General features: G+C 63.6%; 12 protein-coding genes. All 12 read right to left on the reverse strand.

Annotated elements, in window-relative coordinates:
- Positions 1-237: 237 nt before the first annotated feature.
- Complete coding sequence (gene murB / locus ACN9MO_RS11240; RefSeq protein WP_112994792.1) at positions 238-1,212, reverse strand: UDP-N-acetylmuramate dehydrogenase; 975 nt, start codon at positions 1,210-1,212, stop codon at positions 238-240.
- 2 nt (positions 1,213-1,214) lie between these two features.
- The gene (gene murC, locus ACN9MO_RS11245) at positions 1,215-2,624 is read right to left on the reverse strand and encodes a UDP-N-acetylmuramate--L-alanine ligase (RefSeq protein WP_112946589.1); all 1,410 of its coding nucleotides are present in this window, start codon (positions 2,622-2,624) and stop codon (positions 1,215-1,217) included.
- The gene (murG, locus tag ACN9MO_RS11250; RefSeq protein WP_058326755.1) at positions 2,621-3,745 is read right to left on the reverse strand and encodes an undecaprenyldiphospho-muramoylpentapeptide beta-N-acetylglucosaminyltransferase; all 1,125 of its coding nucleotides are present in this window, start codon (positions 3,743-3,745) and stop codon (positions 2,621-2,623) included. The genes murC and murG overlap by 4 nt, the downstream gene beginning before the upstream one ends.
- Before the next feature lie 3 nt (positions 3,746-3,748).
- On the reverse strand, positions 3,749-4,903 hold the full coding sequence (gene ftsW, locus ACN9MO_RS11255; RefSeq protein WP_057253468.1) for a putative lipid II flippase FtsW: 1,155 nt from the start codon (positions 4,901-4,903) through the stop codon (positions 3,749-3,751).
- 103 nt (positions 4,904-5,006) lie between these two features.
- Complete coding sequence (gene murD, locus ACN9MO_RS11260; RefSeq protein ID WP_058321241.1) at positions 5,007-6,398, reverse strand: UDP-N-acetylmuramoyl-L-alanine--D-glutamate ligase; 1,392 nt, start codon at positions 6,396-6,398, stop codon at positions 5,007-5,009.
- Positions 6,399-6,405: 7 nt separating this feature from the next.
- Complete coding sequence (mraY, locus tag ACN9MO_RS11265; protein WP_057253465.1) at positions 6,406-7,506, reverse strand: phospho-N-acetylmuramoyl-pentapeptide-transferase; 1,101 nt, start codon at positions 7,504-7,506, stop codon at positions 6,406-6,408.
- Positions 7,507-7,756: 250 nt separating this feature from the next.
- Positions 7,757-9,196: a UDP-N-acetylmuramoylalanyl-D-glutamyl-2,6-diaminopimelate--D-alanyl-D-alanine ligase gene (locus ACN9MO_RS11270; protein WP_057253464.1), complete on the reverse strand. Its 1,440-nt coding sequence runs from the start codon at positions 9,194-9,196 to the stop codon at positions 7,757-7,759.
- A gap of 1 nt (position 9,197) precedes the next feature.
- Positions 9,198-10,661, reverse strand: a complete 1,464-nt coding sequence (locus ACN9MO_RS11275; RefSeq protein WP_113133026.1) for a UDP-N-acetylmuramoyl-L-alanyl-D-glutamate--2,6-diaminopimelate ligase — start codon at positions 10,659-10,661, stop codon at positions 9,198-9,200.
- Positions 10,662-10,727: 66 nt separating this feature from the next.
- Positions 10,728-12,476, reverse strand: coding sequence for a peptidoglycan D,D-transpeptidase FtsI family protein (locus ACN9MO_RS11280; RefSeq protein WP_057253461.1), 1,749 nt, complete (start codon positions 12,474-12,476; stop codon positions 10,728-10,730).
- Complete coding sequence (gene ftsL, locus ACN9MO_RS11285; RefSeq protein WP_057253459.1) at positions 12,476-12,859, reverse strand: cell division protein FtsL; 384 nt, start codon at positions 12,857-12,859, stop codon at positions 12,476-12,478. The genes ACN9MO_RS11280 and ftsL overlap by 1 nt, the downstream gene beginning before the upstream one ends.
- Positions 12,860-12,865: 6 nt before the next feature.
- The gene (gene rsmH / locus ACN9MO_RS11290) at positions 12,866-13,891 is read right to left on the reverse strand and encodes a 16S rRNA (cytosine(1402)-N(4))-methyltransferase RsmH (RefSeq protein WP_113132989.1); all 1,026 of its coding nucleotides are present in this window, start codon (positions 13,889-13,891) and stop codon (positions 12,866-12,868) included.
- A 14-nt stretch (positions 13,892-13,905) separates the two neighbouring features.
- Positions 13,906-14,346, reverse strand: a complete 441-nt coding sequence (gene mraZ, locus ACN9MO_RS11295) for a division/cell wall cluster transcriptional repressor MraZ (RefSeq protein WP_057253455.1) — start codon at positions 14,344-14,346, stop codon at positions 13,906-13,908.
- Between the last annotated feature and the right edge of the window lie 418 nt (positions 14,347-14,764).

The following is a 14,764-nucleotide window of genomic DNA, read 5'->3' on the forward strand; positions in this document are numbered from 1 at the left end:
CTTTGTTGTTGGGGATGGGGCCGATGAGGAATGTCCTCTCCCGTTGCCCCACCCACCTGCCGTCATCCTCGGGCTTGACCCGAGGATCCACTTCCAGGCGACCCAGGCGGAGCATGGATGCTCGGGTCAAGCCCGAGCATGACGGAAGGTGTGGGATCCTCGTTGGCTCTCATCAAACAAAACGAAAGGGCCGCAGCGTCGCCGCCACGGCCTCTCCAAAACATCCTCGCAACAGCCTCAGGCGATGCCGCGGCCGAGGAATTCCTTGATCTCGTAGCCCGGCATGAAATTGCCGATGCGCTTGATTTCCCATTCGAGCCGGACACCCGAATGTTCGAGAACTTGTTGGCGCACCGTTTCTCCAAGGTATTCGAGCTCGTAGCCGGTCGCCTGGCCGGTATTGATCATGAAATTGCAGTGCAGCGGCGACATCTGGGCGCTGCCGACCATGAGCCCCCGGCACCCGGCTTCGTCGATCAATTTCCAGGCCGAGTGGCCCTCCGGGTTCTTGAAGGTCGAACCGCCGGTCTTTTCGCGGATCGGCTGCACCGTTTCGCGATGTTGACGCACCGCATCCATGTCGGTGCGGATCTTGTTCTTGTCCTCGGCGTAACCTTCGAAGACCGCGTGGGTGAAGATCAGATCCTTTGGTGCCGACGAATGGCGATAGGCGTAGCCCATATCGGCATTCGACAGCACATGCTGGTTGCCCTGGCGGTCGACGGCATGGACTTCGACGACACGCTCACGGGTCTCCGTGCCGTTGGCGCCGGCGTTCATGCGCAGTGCGCCGCCGAGCGAGCCGGGGATGCCGTAGAAGAAGTAGAATCCCCCGATGCCGTGATCGAGCGCCATGGCCGCGATGTTCTTGTCCGGGCAGATGGCGCCGGCCTTGATGCGATTTTCGCCGACGAGCTCGAGATCGCCGAAGCCCTTGGCCGAGAGGCGGATGACAACGCCGGGAATGCCGCCGTCGCGCACGAGCAGGTTCGAGCCGACACCGACCACCATGACCGGCACTTCGGCCGGAACCAGCTTCAGGAAGGTGACGAGATCATCCGTGTCGTGCGGCTGGAACATCAGCTCGGCAAGGCCGCCGGCGCGGAACCAGGTGACGCGATCCATCGGCGCGTCGGGCGTGATGCGGCCGCGCACAGCGCTGACACCGCTTCCGAGCGATTCCAGTAGTTTCTGACCGTTGACCTGTTTCATGCTCAAATTCCTGAAATATCCGCGAGTTCCTTCGGCAGGGCAGCAGCCCAGTAGGTGATGCTGCCAGCCCCCAAGAGAACCACAAAATCGCCGGGCTGCGCAATCTTGCTGACAACCGGCGCGATCGCTTCCGGACCGGAAACGTAACGGGCGTCGCGATGGCCGCCGGCCTTGATGCGATCCACCAGCTCCTCGGCCGTCGCGCCCGGGATCGGTTCTTCGCCGGCCGCATAGACCGGCGCGATCAGGATCGTGTCGGCATCGTTGAAGCAGGCGGAGAATTCCTGGAACAGGCTCGAAAGGCGCGAGTAGCGATGCGGCTGGTGCACGGCAATGATTCGGCCCTGGCAGGCCTCGCGCGCGGCCCTTAAGACCGCCTTGATCTCGACCGGATGGTGGCCGTAGTCGTCATAGACGCGCACGCCGTTCCATTCGCCGGTCAGCGTGAAGCGGCGCTTGACGCCGCTGAAAGAGGCAAGCCCCCTGGCGATCGCTTCCGGGCTGATGCCGAGGCGCTGCGCAACCGCAATCGCCGCAGTCGCGTTCGATACGTTGTGGCGCCCGGGCATCGGCAGGCGCAGATCCTTCATCGGGATCACCTGACCGGTGCGGCGACGGCGGATCTCGATGTCGAAGATCGAGGTGCCGTTCTCCATGCGGATGTTGTGGAAACGCACGTCGGCCTGCGGGTTCTCGCCGTAGGTCACGACCTTGCGGTCCTCGATATTGCCGACCATGGTCTGCACTTCCGGATGGTCGAGGCAGAGCACGCCGAAGCCATAGAACGGCACGTTCTCGACGAACTGTCGGAAGGCGGCGCGCACCGCGTCGAAATTGCCGTAGTGGTCGAGATGTTCGGGGTCGATATTGGTGACGACGGCCACATCGGCCGGCAGCTTCAGGAAAGTGCCGTCGGATTCGTCGGCCTCCACCACCATCCACTCGCCCTCGCCCATGCGGGCATTGGTGCCATAGGCATTGATGATGCCGCCGTTGATGACCGTCGGGTCGAGATTGCCGGCTTCGAGCAGCGCCGCAACCATGGAAGTCGTCGTCGTCTTGCCATGCGTACCGCCGATCGCGATCGCGTTACGGAAGCGCATGAGCTCGGCGAGCATTTCGGCGCGACGCACGACGGGAAGGAATTTCTCGCGGGCGACGATCAGTTCCGGATTGTCCTTCTTGATCGCGGTCGAAACGACGATCACTTCGGCGTCGCCGAGATTTTCGGCCTTGTGGCCGACGAAGACCTCGATGCCCTTGGCGCGCAAGCGCTGCACATTGGCGCTGTCGGCCTGGTCGGAACCCTGCACGCGGTGGCCGAGATTGTGAAGGACCTCGGCGATGCCGCTCATGCCGATGCCGCCGATACCGATGAAATGGACCAGCCCGATGGTTTTCGGCATTTTCATGAGCGTGTTTCCCTGAATTTCTCGACTGTCAAACCGCTGGCAATAGCCTCTACGAGGGATGCAAGCAAGCTTGCTGCGTCCGGCTTGCCGGTTTCCCGGGCGTTTGCCGCCATCTGGGCGAGCGATTGCGGGTTGCCGATCGCATCCTTGAGGATGCCTGCAAGGCGGTCTGCGGTGAGTTCACCTTGCGCGATCACCCGCGCGCCACCCTTGGCGGCGAGTGCTGCGGCATTGGCCGCCTGGTCGTGGTCGAGCGCATAGGGATAGGGCACCAGAATCGCCGGGCGGCCGATGACCGCAAGCTCGGAAACCGTCGAGGCGCCGGAGCGGCAGATGACGAGTTGCGCACCGGCGATGCGCTCGGCCATGTCGGTGAAGAACGGCGAAACCTCGGCCGGTACGCCAAGCTTCTCGTAAGTGGCGATCACGCCGTCCCTGTCTTCCGGGCGCGCCTGCTGGGTGACCTGGAACCGCTGACGAACGTCGTCCTCGAGCCGGCAGATCGCCTGCGGGACTGCCTTGGAGAAATATTGCGCGCCCTGGCTGCCGCCGAAGACGACAAGATGGAACGGCGCGTCGCCGCTGGCGGCGGCATAGGGCGAATTGGCAGCGGCCAGCACGGCCGGGCGCACCGGATTGCCGGTTGTCACGGTCTTCGCAGCAAAGGCGCCCGTACCCTCCGGCAGGAAGCCGCCGGCGATCGCCTTGACGCGCGAAGCCAGCGCCTTGTTGGCCCGGCCCATGACGGCATTCTGCTCATGGATGATCGACGGCACGCCCATGCCGGTTGCGGCAAGCAGCGGCGGAACGGTCGGATAGCCGCCGAAGCCGACGACAGCCTTGGGCTTCAGCCGCGCGATCAGCTTGCGCGCCGCACGCATGCCGGTCCACAGCGTCCACAGCGACTTCGCAACACTGATCGGGTTCTTCGAGCCGATCGTCGCCGAGGGCACGACATGCACCTCGTCGGCCGGGAACTTGCCGGCATAACGCTCTGCGCGGCTGTCGGTGACGAGATGGACCGAATAGCCATTGGCCTTCAGTTCGTGGGCCAGCGCCTCCGCCGGAAACAGGTGGCCGCCGGTACCGCCGGCGGCGAGCAGGATGATGCCTTTAGTCATGTTTTACTCCGCCGGCACACCAATGCCGGACCGAAACAGGCTGCGCTCCACGGCGCGCTTCTCCGGACGGTGACGAGTCAAAGCCAGGATGAAGCCGGCAGTGACGCAGATCGCCACCATGGACGAGCCACCATAGGAGATCAGCGGCAGGGTCATGCCCTTGGCCGGGAGCAGTTCGAGGTTCACGCCGATGTTGATCATCGACTGGATGCCGATCTGGAGAACCAGGCCGGCAACGGCGAACCGGTTGAAGTCGTTGCGTTCGCGGAAGGCATGGTTGAGGCCGCGCATCACCAGGAAGGCGAAGATCAGCACGATGACCATGCAAAAGACGATGCCGAATTCCTCGGCCGCAACGGAAAAGACGAAGTCGGTATGGCTGTCCGGGATGATGCGCTTGACGATGCCTTCGCCAGGACCCCGGCCGAACCAGTCGCCGCGAATGATCGCCTCGCGTGCGGTATCCATCTGGAAGGTGTCGCCCTCGCCGGTCAGGAACTTGTCGATACGGGCCGCCACGTGCGGCAGCATCGTATAGGCGACGAAGAAACCGCCGAGCGCAGCACCGCCGAGCAGGATGATCCACAGCCAGGGCATGCCGGCCATGAAGAACATGCCGCCCCAGACCGCGGTCGTCAGGATCGTCTGGCCAAGGTCGGGCTGGGCGACGAGAAGCGCTGCGACGATGCCGAAGAGCAGGATGGCAAAGAGATTGCCGGGGATTTCCGGTTGGCGCGCATGTTCGGAGAAGAGCCAGGCGCAGACGACGACAAAGGCCGGCTTCATGAATTCCGAGGGCTGGATCGAGATGCCGGCGATGGAAAGCCAGCGCATCGAGCCCTTCACCTCCTCGCCGATGAAGAGCACCAGCACCATCATCGCGAGCGAGCCGCCGAGAAGCAGGATCGCAGCGCGCCTGACCTGGCGCGGCGAGAGGAACGAGATACCGACCATCACCACCAGTGACGGCAAGAGGAAGAGCGCGTGACGCTTGACGAAGTGGAAGCTGTCGAGGCCGATGCGCTCGGCGACGGCGGGGCTTGCGGCGAAGGACAGCATGAAGCCGACGCCCATCAACAGGATGAAGGTCGCCAGAAAGAACCTGTCGATCGTCCAGAACCAGTCGGCCACGGGGCCACGTTCGGCTCGGCTTACCATCTTGTCAGTCCCCTTCTCCGGCGCCTCTTGCGCCCCACGTCCGAATACCTGCACCCGCTTCCGTTTCGACCGGTGCCTTCAGCACCAGCCTGACGGTGACGGACTAAATCAGCATCGTCACGCCATCGATCGCGCGCACATGGCCGACAAACGCATCGCCGCGCACCTCGAAGTTCTTATACTGGTCGAAGCTTGCGCAAGCCGGGGATAACATCACCGCCGAAGGGCCGGCTTCGTCCTTGCCTGCCTCTGCGGCCGCATGCGCCACCGCCTGCTCCAGCGTGCCCGAAATTTCGTAAGGAACCGCCTCGCCGAGCGTCGCCGCAAAGGCAGGCGCCGCCTCGCCGATCAGATAGGCCTTGACGATCTTCGGGAAGAAGGGCGCAAGCGTCGTGATGCCCCCTTCCTTCGGTAGACCGCCGGCAATCCAGTAGATGCGCTCATAGCTCGAAAGCGCCGGCGCTGCCGCGTCGGCATTGGTCGCCTTGCTATCGTTGACGAACACGACCGCGCCCTTGCGCCCAACCGGCTGCATGCGGTGCTTGAGACCGGGGAAGCTCTTCAGCCCGTCGCGGATCTCCACCGCGCTGACGCCAACTGCGAGGCAGGCGGCAATGGCCGCTGCCGCGTTCTGGGCGTTGTGGCCGCCGCGCAGCGTCTGAATGCCATCGAGATCGACGAACAGGCTGGACGTGCCGCCTTCTGCCTTCAGGATGCGCGAGCCTTCGGCATAAAGACCATTGGCAAGCACATGGCGGCGCGAGATCCGCACCGTCTTCGTGCCGGCGCGTTCGACGCGGTCGGCGATCAGGGCCGAGAAGCTGTCGTCGACGCCGACGATGGCTGTGCCGCTGCCGGCGACCAGCCGCTCCTTGATGTCGGCGTAATGCTGCATCGTGCCATGGCGATCGAGATGGTCGGGTGTGAGGTTCAGGAGGATGCCGGCGGTCGGGTTGAGAGTCGGCGCCAGATCGATCTGGTAGGACGAGCACTCGACCACGTAGAAGCGGCCGGCCTTGGGCGGATCGAGGGTCAGAACCGCCGTGCCGATATTGCCGCCGAGCTGAGTGTCGCGACCGCTTTCCTTCAGGATATGCGCGATCAGCGCCGTCGTCGTCGACTTGCCGTTGGTGCCGGTAATCGCGATGAACGGGCAATCGGGCGCATGCGCGCGGCGTTCGCGCACGAAGAGCTCGACGTCGCCGATGATCTCGACGCCCGAAGCATGGGCGAGATCGACCGTCCAGTGCGGCTTCGGATGGGTGAGCGGCACGCCCGGCGAAAGCACGAAGGCGGCAAAAGCGGCCCATTCGACGGAGCGCAGGTCCGCCGTCAGCACGCCCGCGGCGGAAGCCTTGGCGACGCTGTCCGGGTTATCGTCCCAGGCGGTGACGTCCGCGCCGCCGGCCACCAGCGCCTGCGCCGTTGCGAGCCCCGAGCCGCCGAGCCCGAAAAGAGCGACCTTCCTACCGCTGAATGTGGAGACCGGGATCATCGTCCGCTCACCGCAGCTTGAGGGTGGAGAGGCCGACCATCGCCAGGATGACGGCGATGATCCAGAAGCGGATCACAACCTGGCTTTCGGTCCAGCCCTTCTTTTCGAAGTGGTGGTGGATCGGCGCCATCAGGAAGACACGACGGCCGGTGCGCTTAAACCAGAACACCTGGATGATGACCGACAGGGTTTCCATCACGAAGAGGCCGCCGATGATGACCATGACGATCTCGTGCTTAACGGCAACGGCAACGGTGCCAATCAGGCCGCCAAGTGCGAGCGACCCGGTATCGCCCATGAAGATTGCCGCCGGCGGCGCGTTGAACCAGAGGAAGCCGAGGCCGGCGCCGATGACGGCGCCGAGGATGACGGCAAGCTCGCCGGTGCCAGGCACGAAATGGATCTGCAGGTAGTTGGCAAAGACCGCGTTGCCGGCGAGATAGGCGATCAGGCCAAAGGCAGCGGCGGCGATCATGACCGGCACGATCGCAAGGCCGTCGAGACCGTCGGTCAGGTTCACGGCATTGCCGGCGCCGACGATAACGAAGCCACCGAACAGCACGAAGAAATAGCCGAGATTGATCACCAGGTCCTTGAAGAAGGGGAACGTGACCGAGGAGCCGAAGGTCGAGCCGGCGGTACCGCTCGAAAGCGAAGCCTGCATCATGAAGAACACCGCAATCGCTGCGATGATGAATTCGAAGCCGAGGCGCGCCTTGCCGGAAAAGCCCTTGTCCGACTGCTTGGTGACCTTGAGGTAGTCGTCATAGAAGCCGATGGCGCCGAAACCGAGGGTGACGAGCAGGGTCGAGACCACATAGACGCTGGAAAGATCGGCCCAGAGCAGCGACGAGACGACGATGCCGGCCAGAATCATCAGGCCGCCCATGGTTGGCGTGCCGGCCTTCTTGAAATGCGTCTGCGGCCCGTCGGCACGGATCGGCTGGCCCTTGCCCTGGCGGATGCGCAGCGAAGCGATCATCGCAGGGCCGAACAGGAAGACGATCATGGCCGAGGTGAAGAGCGCCGCGCCGGTGCGGAAGGTGATGTAGCGAAAAAGATTGAAAAACTGAAAGTGGTCCGCCAGTTCCACGAGCCAAATGAGCATAAGGGACCTTTCCCCAAAGGTTTAGCAATAGACGTCGTCCAACAGAATCATCTGAAAAACGATACGCATTACAGCGCCGCGCGTCTAACTAGACGCGCAAAGGTCGCTGTAACAATTTGATCCGCTGCATAATTTTTCCCCTAAATCGATTCCGATTTAAGGAGGTATGCAGCAGCATGCGAAGTGTTCGGGCGCGCCCACCTAACCCCAGGCTGTATCCACCGCGCCCATCATGGGTGGTGTCGCCGGCTTATTCCTCGGCTTCAGGTCCCTCGGTATCCGCTGCCGGATAGGTCTCGATCAGCGCCTGCACGATCTTGGCGCAGCCGGTCCCCTTCGACGACTTGATCATGATGACATCGCCGGGCGCGACGGCGGCCAGCGCATACGTCTTCAGGTCCTCGACGCTCTCCCGATAGATCACGGAGACCTCGGGCGGCAGCGCATCACGCAGATGCGCCATCAAAGGTCCGGCAAGCCAGACATCGGTGATACCGGCTTCGACGAGCGGACGGGCGAGTGCGGCATGCACCTCGACGGCGTGTTCGCCCATTTCCAGCATGTCGCCGAGCACGGCGATGCGGCGGCCGCCGACCGGCGGTTCGCTGTCGCGCAGGAGCGCGATCGCCGCCCGCATCGAGCTCGGATTGGCATTGTAGCTCTCGTCGATCACCTTCAGCGTGCCGGTGCCGATCACTAGCGTATGGCGTCGCCCCCTGCCCGTTTCCGCCTGCATGGTCGCAAGGGCCGAAGCCGCATAGTCGAGATCGCCGCCGGCAAGCTTCACCGCTGCCAGAACGGCCACCGCGTTCTCGGCAATGTGCCGTCCGGGCGCGCCGATCGCCACTTCCAGCGTCCGACCACCGATGCCGGCCCAGAGAATGGAGCCTTCCGGACCGCCACTGAATTCGACCAGGCGGAATTCGGCCTTGGGATTGGCGCCGAAGGAATGGATGTGGCTGACGCCGGCCGTAGCCGCGGCATTTTCCAGAAGCTTGTATTGAGGGCTGTCGTGAATGATCAGCGCATGGCCGCCATTGACGACACCTTCGAAGATCTCGGCCTTGGCCTCGGCGATCTCATCGAGGCTCTTGAAGTTGCCGAGGTGGGCGGCGGCGATGCTCGTCACCATGGCCACGTGCGGCCGTACCATGGCAGTCAACGGCCGGATCTCGCCCGGATGGTTCATGCCGATCTCGAAGATGCCGAAGTCGGTTGCCTCGGGCATGCGTGCGAGCGTCAACGGCACGCCCCAGTGATTGTTGAAGGATGCGACCGAAGCATGCACGCGGCCCTGGGGCTTAAGCACATGGCGCAGCATCTCCTTGGTCGTCGTCTTGCCCACCGAACCGGTGACGGCGATGATCTTGGCGGCGCTGCGGTCGCGCGCCGCGCAACCCAGCCGGATCATCGCTTCGAGCACGTCGTCGACGACGATCATCGGCGCGTTGAGGCGTCCGAGCGCCGGCAACTTGCCTTCGCTGACGACCAGCACCGCCGCGCCATTGGCGAGCGCAATGCCGGCATAGTCGTGGCCATCGACGCGATCGCCCTTGATCGCGAAGAAAGCTTCGCCCTTGCCGATCGAACGGCTATCGATCGAAATACCCGAGATGCCCTCGGGCAGGTTGCCAACCGGCCGGCCGTTCATCGCGGCCAGGAGATCGCTGCTTGTCCAGAGCCAGTTCAAATCACAAGCCTCCCAATGCCTTGCGGACCTCCGCATGATCCGAGAAGGGCAGCGTCACGGAGCCGATCGTCTGACCCTCCTCGTGTCCCTTCCCGGCAACGATCAGCGTGTCGCCGGTCTTCAGCATGCCGACCGCCGTGCGGATCGCCTGGGCGCGGTCGCCGATCTCGATCGCGCCCTTGGCAGCAGTCATGATTTCGGCGCGGATCACCTCGGGGATCTCCGAACGCGGATTGTCGTCGGTCACGATCGTCACATCGGCAAGCCTTGTCGCGATCTCGCCCATGATCGGGCGCTTGCCCTTGTCGCGGTCGCCGCCGCAGCCGAAGACCACGACGACGCGGCCGGTCGTGAACGGACGCACCGAGGCCAGCACATTTTCCAGCGCATCCGGCTTGTGGGCATAGTCGACATAGGCGAGCGCGCCGTCCTTGGTCTGGCCGACCAGTTCGAGGCGGCCGGAGGCGCCCTGCAGCTTTTCAAGCGCGGAGAAGGCGGCCTTGGGGCTGATGCCGGTCGACATGGCGAGACCCGCCGCGACCAGCGCGTTCGCCACCTGGAAATCGCCGGCGAGCGGAATGTGGATTTCGAAGATGTCGTCGCCGACATGCACTTCGGCCGATTGCTTGTGGCGGAAGTGCTCGACGCGCTTCAGTGAAATGTAGTCGCCCTTGCGGCCGACCGTGCGTACTTCGAGCTTCGCCTTGCGGGCAGCCGCGATCGCCTGCTCCGACCATTGGTCGTCGGCAAAGATCACCGCCGGCGCACCCTTCGGCAGCAGGGCATTGAACAGCCGCATCTTGGAGGCCATGTAGTGCTCGACCGTCGGATGATAGTCCATGTGGTCGCGGCCGAGATTGGTGAAGGCGGCAGCCGAAAGGCGAACGCCGTCGAGGCGGCTCTGGTCGAGGCCATGGCTGGAGGCTTCCATCGCCGCATGGGTGACGCCGGCTTCGGCAAGCTCGGCCAAGAGCTTGTGCAGCGACACCGGGTCGGGCGTCGTCAGCGAACCGTAATCGTTGCGGCCGGGAGCGACGACACCTGTCGTGCCGATCATCGCGGCCGCGAAGCCCGAATGCGCCCAGATCTGGCGGGTGAAGGAGGCGACCGAGGTCTTGCCGGCGGTGCCGGTCACGGCGACCATGGTTTCCGGCTGGCGGCCATAGAAGGCGGCAGCGGCGCGCGCCAGGAAAGCGCGCGGTTCAGAGAGCTTCAGGACCGGCGCCGACGAGGCATCGGCGTCCGAGCCCGCTTCGGTGACGACGGCGACCGCGCCGCGCTTCAGCGCGTCGGCAATATAGGTGCTGCCATTGGCCTTGCTGCCGGTAACTGCGACGAAGAGATCCCCTGGCTGAACCTGCCGACTATCGGCCGTCAGTCCGGCAACGTCGATATCGGCGGTAGCGCCGCCCAGTTGCGCCGAAAGTTCCGGGAAGTTCGATCCCGCCAGGTCTTTGATCTTCATGAACGCACGTCTCGCATCGATTTCGATCCGCAAGAATCGCGAATCGTCCGCTTTCTCATTTCATGTCTAATAAGACACAAGCAAGGCAGAACCGTCTTCTCCAAACTTTGGTTCGACACCGAGCAGCGGCGCGGAGCGGCTGATGATGTCGCGAACCATGGGAGCAGCGTTCGAGCCTGCCGTGCGCCCGCCGCCCTCGCCGGTCTTCGGCGCGTCGATGAAGGTCAGCACGATGTATTTCGGGTTGTCGATCGGGAAGGCCGCGAGGAAGGCGTTGAAGTTCTGGTCGCTGGCATAGCGGCCATTGACCACCTTGTCGGCCGTACCGGTCTTGCCACCGACGTTGAAGCCCGGCACCAGCGCACGCTTGCCCGAGCCGGCAATGCCGTTCCAGCGCAAGAGGAAGCGCATGTCGTCGCTAGTGCTCTTCTTGACCACCGGCGTGGCGACTGCGTTGGCCTGCTCCTCGGTGCGCGGCAGGAAGGTCGGCTCGATCAGCTTGCCGCCGTTGACGAGTGCAGCACCCGCAACCGCCGTCTGCAGCGGCGTCGTCGAGACGCCGTGGCCGAAGGAGATCGTGACCGAGTTGATCTTCTTCCATTCGCGCGGCTGCGTCGGGGTTTTCACCTCCGGCAGCTCGGTCGGCAGCTTCGAAAGCAGACCGATGCGGGTCAGGAATTCCTTGTGGCCGGGAATGCCGATGAGGTCAGCGATCTTGGCCGTGCCGATGTTCGACGAATACTGGAAGATTTCAGGCACGGTCAGCACGCGGCGCTTGCCGTGGAAGTCCTTGATGGTGAAGCCGCCGATGCGGATCGGCGCCGAGGCGTCGAAGCTGTCGTTGAGCGTCACCTTGCCGGAATCCAGCCCCATGGCGATGGTGAAGGTCTTGAAGGTGGAGCCCATTTCGAACGTGCCGTTCGACATGCGGTTCATCCAGCCCTCTTCCGCACCTTCGGCCGGCTTGTTCGGGTCGTAGTCGGGAACGGACGCCATCGCCAGAACTTCGCCGGTGTTGACGTCGAGCACAACGGCGCCGGCGGCCAGCGCCTGGTAGTTCTTCATGCCGGCGTCGATGACGTCGCGCACGATGTTCTGCACGCGCACGTCGATCGAGAGCTTCACCGGCTCGAGCTTGGCGTCGCTGGTCATGCCGATCGCGGCAAGGTCGGCGAGCCCCTGGCTGTCGATGTAGCGCTCCATGCCGGCAACGCCGCGGTTGTCGATGTTGACGTGGCCGAGAATATGCGCGGCGGTGTGGCCGCCGGGATAGAAGCGGCGTTTTTCCGGACGGAAGCCGACGCCGGGAATGCCGAGCGCCAGGATCTCGCTCTGCTGCTTCGGGGTCAGCTGGCGGCGCAGCCACTGGAAGCGCGATTTCGACTTCAGCTTGTTGTAGATTTCGCGCGCATTGATATCAGGCAGAACCGTCGACAGGCGCTCGACTGCCTCATCGGCATCGACGATCTTGTGCGGCTCGGCATAGAGCGAGACGGTGCGGATGTCGGTCGCGAGGATCTCGCCGTTGCGGTCGAGAATGTCAGGGCGCGAGGCCATCAGGTTGTCGGCCCGGCCGATGCTGGAAACCGTTTCCGGCTGCGCCATGCCGTATTGCACCAGGCGCCCGCCGATGACGGCATAGACGATGCCGAAGCTCGCGATCACGATGGCGACGCGGTTCTTCGCCTGATTGGTGGTCTTCTTGCGCGTCCCCTGAAAGGTGACGTTGAGGCCGCTTTCGGCCGGCCGGTTGTTGCCGCCTGCCGAGAAATGCGCCTTGCTCTTCAATACCATGATGCGGGAGAGAAACGACATCAGCGCGCCACCGAGCCAGTTGCCATGTTATCGGTCTTGTTGATGATCGAGGCGATACCGTCCTTCGCCGACTTGTCTTCCGGCACCGGCAGATCCGCCTTCAGCATCGGCAGTTCCTGCGGCTGGGCGAGCTGTGTGGAAGGCGTCGGCGCAAGCTGCAGGTCGGCACCGAAGGTACCGACCAGACGCTCCAGCCGGTTCGGCTGCGTCAAGAGCGCCCAGTCGGCGCGAAGCAGATCGATCGTGTCCTCTTCAAGCTTGATCGCCACGTCGAGCTTGCGGACTTCCTCAAGCTTGTTTTCGGCGCGATGCTTGATCGTATAGGTCACCGTCGCGGCGGCCGTCATGACGACGATCAGAACGATATCGAGCGTTCGAAGCATGTCTTGTCAGCCCCCCAACCGTGCAAGGCTTGCCAGTTCCGGCAGATTGAAAATGGATAGATCGTTTCCCGGCGACGCGGCTTGCGTGCGGATGCCGGCGCGCAGCTTCGCAGAGCGGGCACGCGGATTGAGGGACGCTTCTTCCTCGCTGGCTGCCACCATGGGCTTGCCAACCGGCGTGAAGGTTGCCGCGCGCGACGAAACCATCGGCAGATGGCGCGAACCGCTCGCCTTGCCGGAGCGATCCTGGAAGAAGGCCTTGACGATGCGGTCTTCGAGCGAATGGAAGGTGACAACGACAAGACGGCCGCCTGGCTTCAGCGCCTTTTCGGCGGCAAACAGCGCTTGAGCGAGCTCGCCGAGTTCGTCGTTGACGAAAACGCGCAGCGCCTGGAAGACGCGGGTCGCCGGATGGATCTTGTCTTTTGCCTTGCGCGGCGTCACCACCTCGATCAGGCCAGCAAGGTCGCGGGTCGTCTCGAAGGGCTGCTCGGCCCGGCGCTTCTCGATTGCGCGGGCAATGCGGCCCGCCTGCTTCTCTTCGCCGAGAAAACCGAAGATGCGGATGAGATCGGAGACCTTGGCACGGTTGACGACATCGGCGGCCGAAACGCCCGAGGCCGACATGCGCATGTCGAGCGGCCCCTTCTTCTGGAAGGAGAAGCCGCGCTCTGCCTCATCGATCTGCATCGAGGAAACGCCGATATCGAGCACGACGCCGTCCAGCCCCTCGGCCGGCGCATAGGCGGCAAGTTCGGAGAACTGCGAATGAATAAGCTTCAGCCGTCCGCCCCACTCGGCGACCTGCTTCTCGCCGGCGGCAATCGCCGTCGGGTCGCGGTCGAGCGCGATGACGTCGGCGCCGGCCTTGAGGATTGCGGAGCTGTAGCCGCCCGCACCGAAGGTGCCATCGAGGATGACCTTGCCGGGCGCAGGCTCGAGCGCCGCGAGAACCTCCGACAGGAGGACGGGAATGTGACGAACCGGTCCGCCTTCGGCTTCAGGAATACCTCCGCCTTGTTCCGTCACCATTCCGCCTCTCCATTCTAGTCTGGACGCAACCCCCGTGATTTGCGCCCTTCCCGGGCCACCGCCTGCGCCTTGACAAAGGCCTGCGGCTCCCAGAGCTGAAAATAATCGCCCCGCCCGACGAACATCACGTCGGTCGAGATTCCGGTGAAGTCGCGGATGAAATCCGTCACCATCAACCGGCCTTCCGGATCGAGCTTCACGAAGACGCCACCCCCATGAACGAGCAGCGACATCTCGTTGGCCTCCGAGGAAAACGGATCCTCGGCCGCCATCTGCTTCTCGAACCGATCCAGGAGCTCCGGCCCGCCGACGCTGATCGCCGGGAAGACGAAATCCTGAAAACAGTATAGCTCCCGGACGCCCCCATCCGACAGCACGGAACGAAACGCCGAGGGAACGGAAACCCGCCCCTTCGCATCGATCCGATTGGCAGCATGTGACAAGAAGCGGTTCATAACGCGAAACGGCCGCCCAAGACTGACGGGCCACAATCATCGACCCGCGAGAACACGTAACCGCACACACAAGACACCCCTGCCGGACACCGGAATGTCCGCCTACCCTCCGAAGCCGGAAGGCACTGGATTCTTGCGATGTTGGGCCGCGAAGCAGCCCCTGCGCAGTGCCATTATGGGATATCATGGGACCATATGGGCGTCAATGGGAATGGGCTCGTAAACAGCCGTCGGGCTGATCAAATATTGATAGGTTGTTAAGTTTAACGAAGGGTTACGAAGAGACCCCCACCGTCCGGGAATGCGACAGCGGAACGGCTTCAAATCGTTGGAAAATCAGAATGTGAGAAAGAGCGCAGTTATGCCTCCGGCACGGGGCGAAAAAACAGCTCACCGAGACGGGCCGGTTCATTTCCAA

This window comes from Ensifer sp. R-19, assembly GCF_049905105.1.
GTDB lineage: Bacteria > Pseudomonadota > Alphaproteobacteria > Rhizobiales > Rhizobiaceae > Ensifer.